At 62.3% G+C, this 19,425-nt stretch carries 17 protein-coding genes; 8 read left to right on the forward strand and 9 right to left on the reverse strand.

Going from position 1 to position 19,425, the window contains the following annotated elements; genetic code table 11:
* Positions 1-18 precede the first annotated feature (18 nt).
* Positions 19-459 carry a SufE family protein gene (locus tag XANALMUS060_RS07670; RefSeq protein WP_045737883.1) on the forward strand — a complete coding sequence of 147 codons (441 nt, stop codon included), beginning with the start codon at positions 19-21 and terminating at the stop codon, positions 457-459.
* Complete coding sequence (locus tag XANALMUS060_RS07675) at positions 456-1,703, forward strand: MFS transporter (RefSeq protein ID WP_045737884.1); 1,248 nt, start codon at positions 456-458, stop codon at positions 1,701-1,703. Before XANALMUS060_RS07670 ends, XANALMUS060_RS07675 begins: the two co-directional genes overlap by 4 nt.
* A 31-nt stretch (positions 1,704-1,734) precedes the next feature.
* Here XANALMUS060_RS07675 and XANALMUS060_RS07680 read toward each other — a convergent pair whose 3' ends face one another.
* The gene (locus XANALMUS060_RS07680; protein ID WP_235430403.1) at positions 1,735-2,859 is read right to left on the reverse strand and encodes an alpha/beta hydrolase; all 1,125 of its coding nucleotides are present in this window, start codon (positions 2,857-2,859) and stop codon (positions 1,735-1,737) included.
* A gap of 444 nt (positions 2,860-3,303) precedes the next feature.
* Positions 3,304-4,458: an RNA polymerase-binding protein DksA gene (gene dksA / locus XANALMUS060_RS18465; RefSeq protein WP_082064974.1), complete on the reverse strand. Its 1,155-nt coding sequence runs from the start codon at positions 4,456-4,458 to the stop codon at positions 3,304-3,306.
* A gap of 113 nt (positions 4,459-4,571) precedes the next feature.
* On the opposite strand from dksA, the gene yidD reads away from it, so the two are divergent.
* The 4 genes from yidD (at position 4,572) to XANALMUS060_RS07710 (ending at position 9,683) form a co-directional block, all read left to right on the forward strand.
* Entirely contained in the window at positions 4,572-4,844 is a 273-nt protein-coding gene (yidD, locus tag XANALMUS060_RS18470; RefSeq protein WP_152640431.1) for a membrane protein insertion efficiency factor YidD, read from the forward strand.
* Positions 4,844-6,178 carry a dihydroorotase gene (locus XANALMUS060_RS07700; protein WP_045737888.1) on the forward strand — a complete coding sequence of 445 codons (1,335 nt, stop codon included), beginning with the start codon at positions 4,844-4,846 and terminating at the stop codon, positions 6,176-6,178. The genes yidD and XANALMUS060_RS07700 overlap by 1 nt, the downstream gene beginning before the upstream one ends.
* 527 nt (positions 6,179-6,705) lie before the next feature.
* Positions 6,706-7,902, forward strand: coding sequence for a putative acyl-CoA thioester hydrolase (locus XANALMUS060_RS07705; protein ID WP_045737889.1), 1,197 nt, complete (start codon positions 6,706-6,708; stop codon positions 7,900-7,902).
* A gap of 83 nt (positions 7,903-7,985) precedes the next feature.
* Entirely contained in the window at positions 7,986-9,683 is a 1,698-nt protein-coding gene (locus tag XANALMUS060_RS07710) for a glycoside hydrolase family 28 protein (protein WP_045737890.1), read from the forward strand.
* A gap of 101 nt (positions 9,684-9,784) precedes the next feature.
* Here the strand turns inward: XANALMUS060_RS07710 and XANALMUS060_RS07715 are convergent, their stop codons facing one another.
* The 5 genes from XANALMUS060_RS07715 to efp all read right to left on the reverse strand — a co-directional run bounded on the left by XANALMUS060_RS07715 (position 9,785) and on the right by efp (position 14,171).
* A complete protein-coding gene (locus XANALMUS060_RS07715; RefSeq protein WP_045737891.1) occupies positions 9,785-10,489 on the reverse strand; it encodes a phytoene synthase in 705 nt (234 codons plus the stop codon).
* Positions 10,490-10,509: 20 nt separating this feature from the next.
* Positions 10,510-11,217 (reverse strand): phosphoglycolate phosphatase, encoded by a 708-nt coding sequence (locus tag XANALMUS060_RS07720; protein ID WP_045737892.1) that lies wholly within the window; start codon positions 11,215-11,217, stop codon positions 10,510-10,512.
* Entirely contained in the window at positions 11,204-11,944 is a 741-nt protein-coding gene (ubiG, locus tag XANALMUS060_RS07725; RefSeq protein WP_045737893.1) for a bifunctional 2-polyprenyl-6-hydroxyphenol methylase/3-demethylubiquinol 3-O-methyltransferase UbiG, read from the reverse strand. The genes XANALMUS060_RS07720 and ubiG overlap by 14 nt, the downstream gene beginning before the upstream one ends.
* Positions 11,945-11,992: 48 nt before the next feature.
* Positions 11,993-13,330, reverse strand: a complete 1,338-nt coding sequence (locus tag XANALMUS060_RS07730; RefSeq protein ID WP_045737894.1) for a TRZ/ATZ family hydrolase — start codon at positions 13,328-13,330, stop codon at positions 11,993-11,995.
* Positions 13,331-13,604: 274 nt separating this feature from the next.
* Positions 13,605-14,171, reverse strand: a complete 567-nt coding sequence (gene efp, locus XANALMUS060_RS07735; protein WP_045727814.1) for an elongation factor P — start codon at positions 14,169-14,171, stop codon at positions 13,605-13,607.
* A 99-nt stretch (positions 14,172-14,270) separates the two neighbouring features.
* On the opposite strand from efp, the gene epmB reads away from it, so the two are divergent.
* The gene (gene epmB / locus XANALMUS060_RS07740) at positions 14,271-15,308 is read left to right on the forward strand and encodes an EF-P beta-lysylation protein EpmB (RefSeq protein WP_045737895.1); all 1,038 of its coding nucleotides are present in this window, start codon (positions 14,271-14,273) and stop codon (positions 15,306-15,308) included.
* 194 nt (positions 15,309-15,502) lie between these two features.
* Here epmB and XANALMUS060_RS07745 read toward each other — a convergent pair whose 3' ends face one another.
* Positions 15,503-16,777, reverse strand: a complete 1,275-nt coding sequence (locus tag XANALMUS060_RS07745; RefSeq protein WP_045737896.1) for a lytic murein transglycosylase — start codon at positions 16,775-16,777, stop codon at positions 15,503-15,505.
* A gap of 482 nt (positions 16,778-17,259) precedes the next feature.
* Positions 17,260-18,021 (reverse strand): RNA methyltransferase, encoded by a 762-nt coding sequence (locus tag XANALMUS060_RS07750; protein ID WP_045737897.1) that lies wholly within the window; start codon positions 18,019-18,021, stop codon positions 17,260-17,262.
* Positions 18,022-18,139: 118 nt separating this feature from the next.
* Here XANALMUS060_RS07750 and XANALMUS060_RS07755 point away from each other — a divergent pair, with 118 nt between their 5' ends.
* The gene (locus tag XANALMUS060_RS07755) at positions 18,140-18,967 is read left to right on the forward strand and encodes an inositol monophosphatase family protein (RefSeq protein ID WP_045737898.1); all 828 of its coding nucleotides are present in this window, start codon (positions 18,140-18,142) and stop codon (positions 18,965-18,967) included.
* Positions 18,968-19,425 lie beyond the last annotated feature (458 nt).

Consider the following 19,425-nt stretch of genomic DNA (forward strand, 5'->3'; position numbering starts at 1 on the left):
CCTGAGCCTACCCTGCCAGTGACCGACACCGATTTCCCGCTCGAACCCACGCCCACCGCCGCCCAGGCCGCCATCGCCGAGGAGTTCGGCTTCTTCGGCGACTGGTCCGAGCGTTACCAATACCTGATCGACCTGGGCCGCAAACTCCCCGCCTTCCCCGAGGCATGGAAGACCGAAGAACATCGCCTGCACGGCTGCCAGTCGATGGTATGGATCGTGCCCGAGGGGAACGCCGAGCGCCTGGTGTTTCATGCCATCAGCGATTCGGCCATCGTCTCCGGGCTGATCTACCTGGTGCTGCGGATCTACTCCGGGCGCAGTGCCGCCGACATCCTGGCCACCGCGCCGGACTTCGTCACGGCCATCGGCCTGGGCCAGCATCTCTCGCCGACCCGCAGCAACGGTCTGGCCGCCCTGCTGGCCTTCATCCAAGACACAGCCCGCGCACAGCAGACATGAGCGCATCATTGCACACGCCGCACACGCTGCGCACCTTGCTTGCGCATCCCGGCTTCCCTCTGGTGCTGGGCTATCGCATCTGCACGATGCTGTCCTACCAGATCGTCGCGGTCACGGTTGGCTGGCACATCTACGAAATCACCCACAATACGTTCTCGCTGGGCCTGATCGGGCTGGCCGAGATTCTGCCGTTCTTCTGCATCGCCCCATTTGCCGGCTACCTGGTCGATCACCTGCCGCGACGCCGGCTGGGCATGCTCTCCTGCCTGGGCCTGATCGCCACCGCTGGCGTGCTGACCGCGGTGAGCCGCAGCTGGCTGCCCGTGCATGGGGTGTGGCCAATCTACGCGGCGATTGCGCTGACCGGCGCAGCGCGCGCGTTCCTGACACCGGTCTACAACGCGCTGTTCGCGCATGCGCTGCCGCGCGCAGCGTATGCGCGCGGCGCCGGGATCGGCAGTGTCGCGTTCCAGGCCGGCATGGTGATCGGGCCGGCACTGGGGGGCGTGCTGGTCGGCTGGGGCGGCAAAAGCCTGGCCTACGGCACAGCCATGGGCACGGCCACCCTGTCACTGCTGGCGCTGTGGTTGTTGCGCGTCGCCGAACCGATCCATGACGGCCCACGCGCACCGATCTTCCGCAGCATCGCCGAAGGCGCGCAGTTCGTATCCTCCAATCAGATCATGCTCGGCGCGATGGCCCTGGACATGTTCTCGGTCCTGCTGGGCGGCGCGGTGTCGATGCTGCCGGCCTTCATCCACGACATTCTGCACCACGGCCCCACCGGCCTGGGCATCCTGCGCGGCGCGCCAGCGCTGGGCTCGATCCTGATCGGCGTGTGGTTGGCGCGGCATCCATTACAACGCAATGCCGGACGTGTATTGCTGATGGCCGTGGCCGGCTTTGGCCTGTGTACCATCGCCTTCGGCTTGTCGCGGCACTTCTGGCTATCGGCCGCGATCCTACTGGTCTACGGCATGTGCGATGGGGTCTCGGTGATCGTGCGCTCGACCATCCTGCAACTGGTCACGCCAGATGCGATGCGTGGCCGGGTATCGTCGATCAGCAGCATTTTCATCGGTTCGTCGAACGAACTGGGTGCCTTCTACGACGGCGTCATGGCGCGGCTGATCCATCTGGTGCCGGCGGTGATCCTGGGAGGCTGCGTCACCCTGGGCGTGGTCGGCATCACCGCCTGGAAGGCGCCCAAGCTGCGCCGGTTGGATTTGCGCGACCTGCAGTAGCAAATGCGCCCCGCATGCGCCGCCGCCATGCTCAATGTGCAACGGGGGACGACAACGCGACGTCATGGCTCCACGCGTGCGCGCAATCGGGCACACCCAAGGGTTGCGCCAGCCCTGCCCGAGTGGCCAAAAACCGGCACGTCGCCGCGAACACCGCCGGCACCGCCCTGGAACGGATCGGCGAGGCCAGGACATGGTCGTTCGCCATCGGAAAATTCACCGCCTGGCGCAGCGCAGGCGATGTCCCCAACTGTTTGAACATCGCCTGCATGGACGCCACCGACACCGTTTTGTCCTGATGTCGCGCGTCGCGGTAGTAATACCCCAGGAAGACTGGTACGTGGATCCGCGCGTAGGTCGCCGGCTGCATGCCGCCGCGCGTCAGTGCCGCCAACGCACGATAGCCATCCACATGCGTTGCCTCGGCCCAGTATGCGTTCTCGACTGGATGGCGCAAGATCGGATCACCGCCGTTGTAAATCAGGGCGAGCATCTGCACGCCCCAGGGCCACAGCATCGGTTGCAACTTTGCGTCGCATTCGCGCACCAACGGCGACCACAACACCAGGGCCTGCACTTGGCGCGGATTCGCAGCCACCGCTTGCACCGCCAATGCTCCGCCCATTGAATTGCCGATCACCACCACCCGCTCGCCCAACACCCGCGTCACCGCCAGGGCCTCGGCGGCGCCGACGAGCAAGCGTCCGGCATCGACACCGCGCAACGCATCGACCGCAACCAGACCATGCCCCGGGAAGCGTGGCAGATACAGATTGCAACCGAAGCTACGCGCCAGACGCACATGCGTGGGCGCCCCTTCGCCTTGGCTGGCGGTAAAACCATGCAAATAGACCATTGCACAGCCGCGCCGCCCCGGATGCGCCGGGTCGGCCCAGACGATGCGCGCCTGATTGTCCGCCCGCAGCCCTGGCGTGGCGCGTTCGCGCGCATCGATCCACTTCTGTAGTGCCAGCGGATCCTGTGGTACCGCTGGCGCCGCGATCCGAGGCAAGACCACACTGACTCGTGGCCCCAGCACAATGATCGCCGCCAGCAGCAGTAACACGCTGGACAACAGCCAGCGCCATCTACCACGGCGACACGGTTGCTGCCGCGCCGTCACGCGTTCGAACGCATCACGCATTGACTTCCCCATGCCCACCCACTCTCACAACGACGATCAAACAGAAACGACGATTGGATGACATGAACGCGCAACGACCACATGGCGATATCGCCATCTACTCAGCGTGCGGTAGTGGCATGACAAGGGCATGTAGGACATGGGTGGAGTATGTCGCATCGCAGTTGAATCACGGCATCATCCGTTCGCTGCAGTGACGGGCATGCACCGCAACGCCGCGCGGGGGAAAGGTGGGCGCAGTATCGGCGTCATCAGCGAGAACTGTGCGCACGCCAAAGCGAATGGCACCAGACACAGCGAGCGTGCGTGGCGCAGACGTCATCGCCACCTCACCTTGCCCAGCGGATCGCACTACTTGGCGGCAGGCGATCCCGGCGGATAGGCGCGACGATCCACCAGAAAACGCAAAGCCCCGCGGGTGCGGGGCCTTGGCGACGCAGAAGTGGCTGTGGAGAATCAGTCGCCCTGCTGCTTCTGCAAATGCTCCCAGCGTTCCTGCGCGTCGATCGTGCGCTCGGCGGTCAGACGCGCATCCAGACGCTCCAGGCCAATTTCCTCGCCTGTGTCGACGCAGTAGCCGTAATCGCCTGCATCCAGGCGCTTGAGCGTGCTGTCGATCTTGCCGATCAACTTGCGGTAACGGTCGCGGGTACGCAGCTCCAGCGAGTTCTCGGTCTCACGGGTGGCACGCTCGGCTTCGTCGCCGATGTCGCGGACCTCCTCGCGCAGATTCTCGATGGTCTGCTTGGATTCCTCCACCAGATCGGCACGCCAAGTGAGCAGGCGCTGACGGAAGTATTCCTGCTGCAACGCACTCATGTATTCCTCGTCCGCCGCAGGCTTATAACCCTTGGGCAGGATAGGACGGCCGGTCGCCTCGTCGGTCATGTAATCGACCACTTTGTATTTGGCTGGCTTGACCGGCGCGCTGGACTTGGCAGCCACAGCCACGGCGACTTTGCCAGTGGGCCTGGCGACCGGCGCCTTCGGGGTGGGTTCGGATTTGGTGGGGATTTTCGCGGAGGATTTCGAAACGGACACAGGATTCTTTTGTGGCGGGGCCGGAGACGTCACGGGCGCGGCGGCGACGGGCTTGGGAGCCGGTGCCGCAGCTGGCGCGACAGACTTGGCCTGGACAGGCTTGGCCGCAGCCGGCTTGGATGCCGGCGTCGGTACGGAAGTGGACGTCGCAGGGGCGGCGACCGGTTTGGACTTGACGGCCGGTTTGGATTTGGCGGCAGGCGCAGCCGGCTTGGCAACAGGCTTCGGCGCCGGTTTCACTACCGGTTTGTTGGCAACATGCGCAGACTTGCCGACAGATTTGGCGGCGGGCTTGGCCGATTTTGCCGCTGATTTTGCCGACGTTTTTTTGACAATTGCGGATTTGGCGGCTGCGACAGGCTTACCCGCCGATTTTTTGACCGCAGGCTTATTTGCGGGCTGCTTCGCAAGCGCAGCCTTCGCCACTGGCTTGGCCGGCGTTTTTTTCGACGGCTTGGCAGCAGCAGCGCCGGCCGTCGCTTTCTTGGCGACCTTAGCGACCTTGGCGACAGGCTTGGCGGGTTTTTTGACGGCCTGGACGGCCTTCTTTGCAGGTTTTTTGGCAGCCACGAAACGCTTCCTTGATCTTCCCGGGGCCCGGGAAAGCGGGCCTTTATAGCCTACCCTACCCTTAGCGGCAACAACGCCGCGTATACGCCGACCTACAGCGCCTAGTCCAGTAGGTGGCATATCATGGTGGCGTGATCGTCCGCGCGCTCATTATTCTGCTACGCCTGTACAAGCACTTCATCAGTCCGCTGCTGGGGCCGCGCTGCCGTTTCGTGCCCAGTTGCTCGACCTACGCAATGACCGCTATCGCCCGTTATGGCGCGCTGCGTGGCGGCTGGATGGCCGTTTGCCGCGTCAGCCGCTGCCATCCCTTCCATCCCGGCGGGTTCGATCCGGTACCAGACCCCACCACTCCCCCAACCTGTCGCTGCCGAGGAAAATCCTGATGTCCGCTTCCACACTCATCGTCAACGCGCGCCTGGTCAACGAAGGCCATGAAACCCAGGGCGACCTGCGCATCGCTGACGGCCGCATCGCCGCGATCGCCTCGCAACTGAGCGCACGCGAAGGCGAGACGGTGGTCGATGCCAAGGGGCGCTGGCTACTGCCAGGCATGATCGACGATCAAGTGCACTTCCGCGAACCAGGCCTGACCCACAAAGGCGACATCGCCAGCGAATCGGCGGCCGCAGTGGCCGGCGGCCTGACCAGCTTCATGGACATGCCCAATACCAATCCGCCGACCCTGGACGCTGCCGCCTTGCAGGCCAAGTACGACGCCGCGCGCGGCCGCGCCTGGGGCAACTACGGCTTTTACCTGGGCGCCAGCAACGACAATCTGGCCGCGATACAGACACTGGATCCGAAGACCGCGCCTGGCATCAAGGTGTTCATGGGCGCCTCCACCGGCAACATGCTGGTGGACAATCCGCACACGCTGGACGCGATTTTCCGCGACGCGCCGACACCGATCATCACCCACTGCGAAGACACGCCGACCATCGACGCGACCCTGGCCGCGTTCAAGCAGCAGTACGGCGAAGCGCTGAATGCGCAGATGCATGGGGACATCCGCTCGCGCGAGGCCTGCCTGAAATCCTCGCAACTGGCGGTATCGTTGGCAAAGAAGCATGGCACCCGCCTGCACGTGCTGCATATTTCCACCGCCGACGAACTGGCACTGTTCGCACCGGGACCGATCCAGGGCAAACGCATCACCGCCGAGACCTGCATCCACTTCCTGCGCTTCGACCGCGCCGACTACGCCACGCTCGGCAACCTGATCAAGTGCAATCCGTCGATCAAGGACGCCAGCGACCGCGAGGCGCTGATCCGCGCACTGACCGAGGACGTGATCGACGTGCTCGCCACCGATCACGCCCCGCATACCTTGGAAGAGAAGAGCAAACCGTATGCGCAGGCGCCGTCGGGGTTGCCGCTGGTGCAGTACGCACTGGTCGCGGCGCTGGAACTGGTCCATGAAGGCCGGCTCAGCGTGGCCCAGGTGGTGCACAAGTTCGCGCATGCGCCTGCGCTGCTGTTCGACGTGCACGAACGCGGTTTCCTGCGCGAGGGCTATCACGCCGACCTGGTGCTGATCGACGACAGCGCCTTCACCGTGCAGCGCGAGGATGTGCTGTCCAAATGCGGCTGGTCGCCGTTCGAGGGCCGCCGATTCCGCTCGAAGATCGCCACCACCTGGGTCAACGGCGAGCTGGCCTGGGATGGAACGCGTTTGGTCGGCCATCCGAATGGGCAACGTCTGATCTTCGACCGCTGATGTTCCGCAGCATCTTGCCGAGCAGCGCGTGGCGGGCGTTCGGCCTGCTGGTGACGGCGATGGCCCTTCCATTGCGGGCGCAGCCAGCAGGGGCCATCGGCGCCGAAACGCGCAGCGTAATATCCCCGACCGATCAGTACCAGCATATGTTGGCATACTATTAAAAAATATTTATTCCACTCAGAACAACCTATGCAAGCAGTGTGGAATGCACATGAAACATGCCAATGATAAATCCCGCGACGACACAACCATCGAATTCAGCGAATAGCAAGAATACGATGGTTACCTTAACGAATAAATTAACCGCAACACGGTCGGAATTGCACTTTCTAAATTTCCATATTTTTTGGAAAATTATCAAAAATAAAAAAATATTGATCATTATCCACAATGGAAAGCCACATAAAAAATCCGAACATGTACGCACCACATCCCGTTTAAGATACCGGCTATCAAAAATCCGAACATGTACGCACCACATCCCGTTTAAGATACCGGCTATCACCTTGAAATAGAAGACCCATATGCGACTTCCAACTTGGCTGTACTCCTGCGCATTACTGACGCTCTTCCACTCCCTCGATTGCAATGCGCAAAGTTTGATAAACACTACCGACAGACCGCAATTAAGCGACGCCGATGCAAAGAACTATACGGCTTCCACCTATCTGGCCCAAGCCGGCACGATCGGCTCGCTGGTCACCGACAATTGGGACCCAAGCGCGGGCGTGGCGTTGCTGAGCCCCGACTATCTCGTCGATGCCGATGGCTCGACACCGTTCACCAGCGTCCAGGCAGCGGTGGACAAGGCTGTGGCGGACGGCGGCACCATACGCCGCTACATCGGCATCAAGCCAGGAATCTACAGAGAAGTAGTGTGCATCCCTGAGACAGCGCCACCGATCACGTTGTTCGGTCTCGGCGCAAGCCGTAGTAGCACATTGATCACCTTCAACAACGCCAATCCGACACCAAAACCCGTCGGCAAACCCACCAGCCCCTGCGCCAATAATGCCAATGCTGACATTATTGGCACATCAGGCAGCGCCACGTTCACAGTGAAAGCGGACGAATTCCAGGCGCGCAATCTGACCTTCGCCAACGATTATGTGGAGGACACCTACCCAAACATCAACCAGTCAGCGGTCGCCTTGGCCGTACGCGGCGACAAGATGATTTTCGACAATGTCGCAGTGCTGGGCAACCAGGATACCCTGCTCATCAGCCCTGCTAATGCTACATTAGTGAAACGCGCATTCTTCAAGAACAGCCTGGTGCAAGGCGACACCGACTTCATCTTCGGCTCAGGCACCGCGGTCTTTTCCCACAGCATCATCCGCTACGATGCCAGACGCTTGAAAAACATTGACAACACCTATTTATTCGCCCCAAGTACCAATCCTGGCAACACATATGGCTTTCTTGCCATCGATAGCATCTTCGATGTGATCGGCCCTGCCATCAGCAATACCATATCTCTGGGCCGCGCCTGGGACCAGGGGGTTGGCAACCTTTCCAATTATGTCAACGGCAAATCACCTAATGGTCAGGTGACAATCCGCAATTCGACTCTCGGCGAGCATATCCGGAAATATGCGCCATGGGCGACGTCCACCTCCGGACGTCCTTATTGCAATGCCAATTGCATCTATTCTGCCAACCGTTTCTACGAGTATGCCAACACCGGCGCAGGCAGCGCCATCTCCCCTCCTCCCAATTGACATAGACCGAACCGCAACGACGTCCGCTCCAATCAATCAGCAAGCCGACACATCCTGCGCACTTCTTATTGAAAAACACTTTCATGACCACTGCAAATCCGTTTTCTTGCCTCACATACAGTCTGTCGCTACTGGCGACTATCTCACTTCATGCCTCTGCAACTTCACTCCATGACCATGCAAGACCGCAAAAATTCCAACATTACAGTGACGAAAAGACTTCGATCGCTACCTCCTGGGGAGTGATCGACGAGCCGACGCTACCAGAGAACGTCTGCACGACACTGGCTGCAACGCTGCAACCGATCAACGGATCGCTGGACAGCATCGATGCGGACCCCACCTACTCGGCACCGGATACACTACGCATCCAGAATGCCATTAACGACTGCCCTGCCGGCAGCGCGGTGAAGCTGGCGACGGGAGACGATGGCGAATCCGGTTTCCTCACCGGTCCGTTGACTCTAAAGAGCGGAGTGACCCTATGGATCGACGGGGGCGTCACCTTATTCGCCTCGCGCAACCCACAAGATTACGATACCGGCGTAGGGAGTTGCGGTACCGCAAATAACGACAAAACCAAAACCTGCAAACCGCTCATTTACGGCAACTCTCTCAGTGGCAACGGCATCGTCGGCGACGGCAAGATCGACGGGCGTGGCGGCAGCGTCCTGACCGCAGGCCCCAACGCGGGCAAGCGTAGTTGGTGGGATGTGGCCTACCAGACCGTGAGCCAGGGACTCATCCAGCACGCGCCGCGTCTGCTGCAAATCGATAACAGCAGCAATATCGTCATGTATCGGTTAACCCTGGAGAACTCGCCGAATTTTCACGTGATCACCAACAATGTGACAGGCATGACCGCCTGGGGCCTGAAGATCCTCACCCCGAGTCTTGTCTACACGCAACCAGGCTATAACTGCCCAGCCGGCACCACACCGGATATGCAAACGCCTGCCACTTGCTTCACTCCGGGAAACGTCAAAAACACCGATGGCTTCGATCCAGGTCAGTCCAAGAATGTCCTGTTGGCATATTCCTATATCAGCACCGGCGACGACCACGTCGCCATCAAAGCGCATGCCACTGGCACATCGAGCATTCCGTCGACATATATGGCCTTCGTCAATAACCATTTTTATTATGGCCATGGTATGTCGCTAGGTAGCGAGACCGACTCTGGTATCAATAATATCGTGGTGAGCAACCTGAGCATCGACGGACTCAATTCCACCGATTCAGGCACAGACACTGCGTCAGGTAATGGCCTACGGATCAAATCCGACAGCACCCGCGGCGGACAGGTTTCCGATGTACTGTTCGAGAATATCTGCATGCGCAGCGTGGAACGTCCGCTGGTGTTCGACACATTCTACAGCAAGCCGGCGAGCAGCGCCCAAAAGGCATCTTATCCGCATTTCAATGGAATCACCTTGCGCAACGTGCACTCGCTGGGCTTGAGCAATTTCGGCGCTGGTCAATTGAGTTTCTACGGCTACATGGATAAAAATGCATCCTATCCAATCACGATTTCCCTGGATAATGTCGTGATCGACGGTGGCAATGTCTCCTTCGCCTTCCCGCACAATAGTGGACCGAACGCCAATCCGGCGGCCGCGCACTTCAATTTTACCGGCGGGCCGGTCAGCTTCGCTAGTTTGCTAGCACCCTCCAAGCAGTACGACGTGCAGTTGAATGGCACACCTGGACAAGGCACGCCGCTGGATTGCAGTAACGCGTTCGTCCCCTACAGCAGCGTGTTGCCCGATTCGCCGATCTGATCGATCCAACTCGCACCGCTCTCGTCACCCCGCAGCGCTGGAGCCATCATGCCAGCGCTGCGTTCATGGTAAGGCTGCGGCGGATACGCTGGGTTACGCCCTCACCCAAGCCCCGCCCACCATGCACGCCATAGTGTGGACATTGCGCTAAGCGAGGTGCGCGAAGCGCTTGCACGTCGTGCAAGCCGTGCCCGCGCCAGCGTCGAGAGAATGCGGCGTGGACGCGCACCCTGCACGCGCCGCGGCCAGCGCTGCAAGATGGCCTGCGCCCAGCGCTGTTGTGCCTGCGCCTCGTCGCCAGTGCGCAGCGACATCGGCAACGCGGCAATGCCGGCTTCGGCCAGCCGCTGCGCCAGCACCTGGGCTGCCACCGGGCCGGGATCGCCATCGGTGAGGGGATCGAACAGGATTCGCTCGACCGCGACCACCGCATCGGCGAACGGCCGCAGGCGTTCCAGCGCATGCGCCGCATCGGCGGCGGCGGCGCGCGAATCAGGCAACGTCAACAGTGCATCGGCTAACGGCACCCAAGGCGCAGCGACCGGCTCCAGAACCCGCCCCAACGGATGCCGCGAACGCCGCACGGCCCAACTGCGTAACTCTTCTCCCCACCATGCCAGCTTGGCGTCGGCCGGTAGCGGATCGCCGGCGATGTTGAGGATGTCGTCGAACTCCTGCAGCAAGGCGAACCAGGCCAGGGTGCGGGCGCGCTGGGAGACGGGCACGAAGGTCTCGGCCACGGCCCATTCCGGCCAACGACGGCGCCATTTGTCGAGAAAAGCCTCCAGGGCGGACGAACTGCTCATGCAATCGGGGCTCCGGACAATCAGGAAGATGACGCAGCCAACGGCCACGCCGCGGCGGTGTACAGATCGAGTGGATCGGCCACCAAGGCGTCGGCACACCAGGCCAGCGGGTCGTCGTCGTGCAAGCGGTAGCCCCACAACACCGCCACCGAGGCCATGCCGGCAGCGCGCGCGGCGAGGATATCGCGCTCATCGTCGCCGACGTAGACCACATCCCGTGGCGCCATCGCCATGCGCTGCGCGGCGACCTGCAGCGGCAGCGGATGCGGCTTGCGCTCGGACAACGAGTCACCGCCGATCAACACCGCACAGCGCTGCTCCCAGTGCAGTTGGGGCAGGATCAGCCGGGCCAGAAACTCGGGCTTGTTGGTGACAATGCCCCAGACACTGCCAGCGTCTTCCAGCCGTTGCAGCAACCCGGCGATCCCGTCGAACGGATGCGAATAACGACCGATCAACGCCTCGTAGTGGCTCAGGAACGCCGGAATCAACGCATCGCGGGTGTCGGCCGCCAGGTCCGGGAAGGCGACACCGAGCATCGCCCGCGCGCCTTTGGACACCACCGGCCGCAGTTGCTCCAGCGTCAGAGCGGCACGGCCGTGTTCGGCCAATAACACGTTGGTCGCGGCCAGCAGGTCCGGCGCGCTATCCAGCAAGGTACCGTCCAGATCGAAGAGCACCGCGCGCGGGAACCCACGGCGCAGTGGTTGCTGGCTACTGCTGCGCATCCAGCGCGTCCGGCTTGGCCGCGCAGGCCAGATAGTTGACTTCGGTGCGCGTGGACAGACGCGCGCTGTTACGCCAAGGCTCGTAGCGCAAGCCGGTGACATCGCGCAATTGCAATTGCACCTGGCGCAGCCAGGCGGCCAGCTCCGCTGGCTTGATGAAACCCTGATAGTGGTGGGTGCCGGCAGGCAGCAGACGCGCCACGTATTCGGCACCGACAATGGCCAGGGCGAACGCGGCCGGGGTCCGGTTGAGGGTGGACAGGAACAGTTGACCACCCGGCTTGAGCAAGCGTGCGCAGGCAGCGATGATCGCCGCAGGATCCGGCACGTGTTCGAGCATTTCCATGCAAGTGATTGCATCGAAACTGGCCGGCTGCGCCGCCGCGAGCTCCTCGACCGACTGCACCCGGTAATCGACCTCGACCGCGGATTCAAACCGATGCAGGCGCGCCACCTTGATCAGCTCCGGCGCCAGATCGATGGCGGTGACCTGCGCGCCTTCCTTGGCCAACGCTTCGCTGAGCAGGCCGCCACCGCAGCCCACGTCCAACACGGTGGCGCCACGTAGCGGCACCCGCTCGGCGACATAGCGCAGACGCACCGGATTGAGCGCATGCAGCGGCTTCTGCGGGCCATCGGCATCCCACCAGCGGGTGGCCAGGGCACCGAACTTGTCCAGTTCGGCCTGATCGAAATTGGCGGAAGCGTTGGCGGCGGGAGCGGTCATGACGGCATCTCGATGGGGCCACGCGCAGCGCGGCGCGGGAAAAACGGATCAGGCACGAACACTGCGGATGCGTTCGCGCCATTCCCGTGCATTGGCGACCAGCGCCTGGACATCCATATCCACCAACACCCGCTGGGTCAGCTTGGGCTGGCCGGCAATCCAGACATCGCTCACCTGCTGGCGGCCAGCGGCGTACACCAACTGCGAGAGTACGTTGTGCAACGGCTGGGTTTCCAGGGCCGACAGATCCACGCAGATCAGGTCGGCTTGTTTGCCGGGCTCGATCGAACCAATCCTATCGCCAAAGCCCAGCGCACGCGCGCCGCCCAGGGTGGCCACGCGCAGCGTGCTGGCCGCATCCAGCGCGGTGGCGTCATTGGCCACCGCCTTGGCCAGGAGCGCGGCGGTGCGGTTCTCGCTGAACATGTCCAGATCGTTGTTGCTGGCGCAACCGTCGGTGCCGATCGCCAGATTCACTCCGGCGCGTTGCAGCGCGCAGGCCGGGCAGAAACCGGAGGCGAGTTTGAGGTTGGATTCGGGGCAATGCACGACGCTGACCCCGCGCTCGGCGCACAGGTGGATCTCCACCTCGGTCAGTTGGGTCATGTGCACCGCGATCAGGCGATCGTTGACCAGGCCGAGCCGATCCAGCCGCGCCAGCGGGCGCTGACCATATTGTTTGAGCGAATCGGCGATCTCCTGCGCTGTCTCGTGGGTGTGCAGGTGGACCGGCACATCGAGCTGGTCGGACAACATCCGCACCCGTTCAAAGTTGGCGTCGTTGACCGTGTACGGCGCATGCGGAGCGAAGGCGATACCAACCAGCGGATCGTCGCGCCATTGATCGTGCACCTCGCAGGCGCGGGCGAAGTATTCGTCGGCGGTCTTGGCCCAGGCGGTGGGGAAATCGATGATCACCGTGCCGACCCGCGCGCGGAAGCCGTGCTGCTTGTAGACCGCGGCCTGCACGTCGGCGAAGAAGTAATTCTCGTTGGCGCAGGTGGTGCCGCCGCGCAGCATCTCGGCAATCGCCAGCGCGGTGCCGTCGGCGACGAACTCCGGGCCGATCACCGCGGTCTCCACCGGCCAGATGTGCTGCTGCAGCCACACCATCAACGGCAAGTCGTCGGCGATGCCGCGCAGCAGCGTCATCGGGTTGTGGGTATGCGCATTGACCAGGCCGGGCAGCAGCGCCGCATCGGGACGCGAGACGGTGCGCGTAGCGGCGAAGCGCGCGCGCGCCTGGGCGGTGGGCAGCACGGCGAGAATCTCGCCGCCGCGCACCGCCACCGCGTGGTCCTCCAGCACCACTGCATGCGGTTCGATCGGGACGACGTAACCGGCTTCGATCAACAGGTCGCAGGATTCAATCGGAGGGACGGTCATGGCGCGTCTTGGCAGGGATCAAAGTGGCAGCGCCTGGAATGGCGCCTTGTCGGGGGAACGGGACAATCGCCCTGTTCGTCTTAGCATAACGTCTGCCACACCTAGCCGCGGCGCCTGGCAGTGGGTCCTCGCGCCGCAGCACAGCCGGCAAGCCGCGCCTTCCGATCACGCAAGGATACGCGGCAGGCCGGCGTTCGCGCCGCGCGCCAGATCCAAGCACAACACCGCCGCGACCCTGCCGGAGACGCACGCTGCGACTCCGGCAACGACGCGCTTACTTGACGCGCGAGAAATACTCGCCCGAACGCGTATCGACCTTGATCACTTCGTCCTGGCCGACGAACAAGGGCACGCGCACCACCGCGCCAGTCTCCAGCGTGGCCGGCTTGCCGCCACCGCCAGAGGTATCGCCACGCACGCCTGGATCGGTCTCGACGATCTTCAGCTCGACGAAATTCGGCGGGGTGACCTGGATCGGGGTCCCGTTCCACAACGTCACCACGCAGTCCTCCTCGCCCTTGATCCACTTGGCGGCATCGCCGACGCCGGTCTTGTCGGCCTGCACCTGCTCGAAGGTCTCCTGCTGCATGAAGTGCCAGTATTCGCCGTCGGTGTACAGGTACTGCATGTTGGTATCGACCACGTCGGCGGCTTCCACGTTGTCGGTGGCCTTCATGGTCATTTCGACCACGCGCCCGGACTTGATGAAGCGATATTTGACCCGGGTGAACGCCTGGCCCTTGCCCGGCTTCACGTATTCGGTATCGGTGATGATCGCAGGTTCGCTGTTGACCAGGATTTTCATCCCGTTCTTGACATCGTTCATGCCATAGCTGGCCATCTGAAACTCCTCGGGTAATGTAAACCCGCCGCGTTCGGCGGCCGGCCGGATAGAATGGGCACCCCGCCGCAGCGGCGGGTGCTCGCTTGATAACCTCCTATGATAACCGCAGCACCACCCTCGATGCAGCCGTCACCGAGCCCCCCCGTCCTCGCAACGCCAAGCTGGCAGCAGGCCTGGCGCGACGCCGTGCGCGATCCGCACGAACTGCTGACACTGCTGGGGCTGGATCCGCAGGGACTGGGCATTTCCACCGAGGCGGCGACGCAGTTCGCGCTGCGCGTGCCGCGCGGCTTCCTCGCACGGATGCGGCATGGCGATCCACACGACCCATTACTGCGTCAGGTGCTGCCGCTGGATGCCGAATTGCAGCGGGTGCCGGGCTTCGCCCTGGATGCGGTGGGAGACCACGCCGCCAAAAAGGCCGATGGCGTCATCCACAAGTATCGCGGGCGCGCCCTGCTGGTGGCGACCGGCAGTTGCGCGGTGCACTGTCGCTACTGCTTCCGTCGGCACTTCCCCTACGCTCAGGAGAGCGCCGCGCGCGATGGCTGGGGCGATGCGGTGGCCGCCATCGCCGCCGATCCGAGCATCGAGGAAGTCATCCTGTCCGGCGGCGATCCGCTATCGCTGGCCACGCCGAAACTGGCCGAGCTGACCCAGGCACTCGCAACATTGCCGCAACTCAAACGCCTGCGCCTGCACAGTCGGCTGCCGGTGGTGCTGCCCGAGCGCATCGATGCGCCGCTGCTGACCTGGCTACGCGCCCTGCCCTGGCCGCTGGCCGTGGTGATCCACGCCAACCATGCCAACGAATTCGACGCTGCGGTGGATGTCGCGCTGGCACGCCTGCGCGATGCCGGCGCGCAGTTGCTCAACCAGGCGGTGCTGTTACGCGGCGTCAATGACACTGTGGATGCGCTGGCCGCCTTGAGCGAACGCAGCTTCGCCGCCGGCGTACTGCCCTATTACCTGCACCAGCTCGACCGAGTCCAGGGCGCGGCCCATTTCGAGGTGGACGATGCCACCGCATTGGATTTGCATCGAGCGCTGGCCGCGCGGCTATCGGGCTACTTGGTACCAAAGCTGGTGCGCGAAATCCCCGGCGACAGCGGCAAGCGCCCGCTGATGCCCTGACCGGCACCATCGCCGCGCACCTGGCGCATCGCAACCGCGCCCAAGACCTGTCTCAATTGCGTGGATAGAGGATCGGCAGGGATTCGTGCAGAAAAGAGCCAAACGTGAGCTGACTCGCTATCAGCCAAGAACTTTTCATGGAATCCCTACAGACCCTCCCAAGCCTACGGCGTGATTCCGGCATACAGCGCCGATTAGCTGGCCCGCAAACGCGCCAGCAACGAAGTGCTAGCGTAACCATCCTGCGGCAATTGCTGGCTGCGCTGGAATTCACGGATTGCCTGACGAGTTCGCGCCCCCACCACACCGTCGACGGTGCCTACGTCGAATCCCTTGGCGTTCAGCAGCTTCTGCAGTTCGGTGATCTCGGCCACGCTATTGAGCGGAGGATCATCTTTGGGCCATGACTGCTTTACCCCGGCACCGCCCGCATAACCGTCGGCCAGCAAACCGACCGCCAGGGCATAGGCGCTGGAACTGTTGTAGCGCAGAATGCTGCGGAAATTGTCGAACACCAGGAACGCCGGGCCGCGGTACCCGGTGGGCAACAATACCGATGCCTGCTGCTGAGCCAGTGCGCTCGCAATCGGTTTGCCAGCACACTTCACCCCCAGGCGCAGCCATTCGGCTACGGTTTTCTTGATCGTCAGGTCGGCTTGCGCGTAGTCGAAGCCGGCTGGCAGATGGACCTCCTGGCCCCAGGGAATATCGCGGGTCCAATTGCTCTGCTTGAGATAATTCGCCGCAGAGCCCAAAGCGTCCGCATAGGAATTCCAGACATCGCGTTTATGGTCGCCATCCTCGTCGACAGCGTATTGGAGATAGGTGGTCGGAATGAATTGCGTCTGCCCCATGGCGCCGGCCCACGAGCCGATCAACCGCGAGCGATCAATGCCGTTTCCCGTCTGTAAGATCTGCAAGGCCGCAAGCAGTTGCGTATTGCCATATGTGGTGCGCCGCCCCTCATGCGCCAGTGTCGCCAGCGAGCGGATCACGTAAAGGTCACCGATATTTTTGCCGTACTGGCTTTCCATGCTCCAGATGGCGGTCAGTATGCCCGGATCCACACCGTACTGCTGCTTCAATTTCTGAAACAGAGCGTGGTGGCTACTCAGTAGTTGCTGTCCTTTCTGGATGATGGAAGGCGTGACACGGTCGTCGAGATAGTCCCACAGAGGAAGGGTGAATTCGGGTTGCTGCTGATCCAGCGCCTGCACCGATGGATCGGGTGTGACGCCAGCGAATGCCTTGTCCAGCGTGGTTGCTTCGATGCCGGAGGCAAGCGCACGTTGGCGGAAGTCGGCAAGCCACTTTTCGAAGCTTGCAGTGGGTGCGCTCTGTTGGGCGGTGGCAGTGGTTGGGGAGGATGAGGTTGTTTCGGGAGCTGTGGTTTGTGCTGCCGCACTGGTAGCAACCACACATCCGCTGACACATAGCGATAAACGCAAAATACGCGAAGGCATAATCATGGCTGGCAATACCTGCAATGAGGGGGAGAATTCAGAATAGCCCTCCTGCTCCCTGGACAAAAGTATTGGCACCGTACTTTTATTGAACAGCCCTTGGGTAATCCATCCCAATTAGGGACGGCATGAACAAGCCCATCCCACTCTATTTTTGGCATAAACGATTGATTTTGTAAGGCCCGACATATTCAAGCCATCCTTGATTATCACGGCTGAGCCGGCTCAACTCCGGTCTGCTGCAGTTCAGGCAATACATCCAGCCCCACAACAATGCCGCGCTGATATTGGGATTGAGCACTACAAAAAAAGTAGACAACGCGTCATTCACGAATAGAAGCGACCAGGCTCCAGCGAAAGGCGAAGGCGGGAAACAACATTGCTATCCAGTACTGCAGCATATTGGCACCGCCTGGTGCCCACCCCGAACGCCGGCACGCTGAACCCACGCAACAAATCAACTGGCAAGATTCACGACGGCACGGCAATTAATGCTTGCTCTGCCCCGCCAGGCGCGCCATACGCTGTGCGTCGGACAACACCCCGCGCAACAGCCGCACTTCCTGCTCACTGAGCGCATTGCGCAGGAACAGCCGGCGCAACTTACGCATCGCCGACTCTGGCGCGCGGCCCTTGTGGAAATCGATGTCATCCAGGGTTTCGGCCAACTGCCCGAACAGGCCTTCCAATTGCGCGTGGCTGGCCGGCGCTTCGCGCAACCCAGGCGCGGCCGCAGCGGGTGCGACGGCCGCGCTGCGCAACTGGGCCAGCCGCACTTCATAGGCCAAGACCTGCACCGCCGCGGCAAGGTTGAGCGAACTAAATGCCGGGTCGGAGGGGATATGCACCGCCGCATGGCACTGCTGCAGCTCTTCGTTGGTCAGGCCGGTGCGTTCGCGCCCAAACACCAGCGCCACCTCGGCCGACTCGGCCACTGTCGCCATCAGACGCTGTGCGGCGTCGGCCGGCAATAATTCCTGCAACGCGACCCGGCGACTGCGCGCGGTACAGCCCAACACCAGTCGACAATCGGCCAGTGCATCGGCCAGCGTCGGCAACACCGGCGCTTGCTGCAACAGGTCTTCGGCACCAGCCGAACGCCGGTAAGCGTCGACGTCCACGCTGCATTCCGGCGCCACCAGCACCAACCGCGCCAGACCCATGGTCTTCATCGCTCGCGCCGCAGCCCCAATGTTACCGGGATGTTGGGTTCCCACCAGGACGAAGCGAATGGGGGCAGGATCGGTCATGGCAGCACAGCAGAGGGAAGCGAATGTGGGCGTAGATGGTAAACTGTGCGGCCGGCCTTCGCGCCGGGGTGCTCTTTTCCTCGTTCAGCCCTACTCCGCCCTTTCGGGAACCGTTGCCGTGCAAAAACCCGTCGTTACCGTCATGGTCAAGGCCGCCCGCCTCGCCGGCAACGTCCTGTTGCGCCACATCAACCGCCTGGAGGCACTGAACGTAGTGCAGAAGGACCGCATGGACTACGCCAGCGAAGTGGATGCCGATGCGGAGAAGGTGATCGTCAAGGAATTGCGGCGCGCCTATCCGGACTACGGCGTGATGGGCGAGGAAGGCGGCGTGCAGGGAGGCGGCCGCTACATGTGGGTGATCGATCCACTGGACGGCACCAGCAACTATCTGCGTGGATTCCCTCACTATTGTGTGTCAATCGCCTTGGTCGAAAACGGCGAGCCGATCGATGCGGTGATCTTCGATCCACTGCGCAACGAGCTGTTCACCGCCAGCCGCGGCAGTGGCGCGGTGCTCAACGACCGTCGCATCCGTGTCAGCGAACGCAAGGAACTCGATGGCACCATCATCAATACCGGCTTCGCCCCGCGCGAACGCAAACGCACCAGCGCCCAGCTCAAATGCGTGGATGCGCTGATGGTGCAGGCCGAGGACATCCGTCGCACGGGTTCGGCCGCACTGGACTTGGCCTACGTCGCCTGTGGCCGCGCCGATGGCTATTTCGAGGCCGGCGTGAAAGCCTGGGATATCGCTGCTGGCGTGTTGCTGGTACGCGAAGCCGGCGGTCGCGTCACCGACTTCAAGGGCGCCACGCCAGGCCGCATCGACGATCGCGGCGCCCCTCAATTCCAGATCGTCGCCGGCAATCTCAAGGTCAGCGATGCGCTGCAGAAGCTGATCGTCAACAGCGGGTATGCCGGCGAGTTCGACCCCAAGTTCTAAATAACTGGCCCCAGTGAGGGCCATCGAACTGGAGAACCGAAAGCCGCGCGATTGCGCGGCTTTTTTATTTCCGACATGCGCGCAATCGGCACCACATCGACACTCCAAGCCCAGACCGAAATGCTGGCGGACGAAGCGGCTTAACGCGTTTATATGCCAAAGACGCGCGCTACTCCGATTGCACAGCGGCCATGACCAGCATGTGCCACAAGACTGCCATCACAATTTCACGAGAAATTGATTGGCGAGTGCGTAGACAGTGATCGCCATATATCCTGAAATTGATCGGTATATCTCCGAAGTTATAGCGATGCGCACAGGTAACGCTCAATCGCAGATGGCAGCCATCGATAGTTTCCCTCAAGACCGGCGATAGATGGTCGATATCGGTGCGGGTTTTCGCCCAAAGCCTGGCCCCCACCAGAGCTCACCCGACACCGCGTTGATGGCCCGGTCCG

Origin of the sequence: Xanthomonas sp. MUS 060, from assembly GCF_000963215.1 — a bacterium.
Classification (GTDB): Bacteria; Pseudomonadota; Gammaproteobacteria; order Xanthomonadales; family Xanthomonadaceae; genus Xanthomonas_A.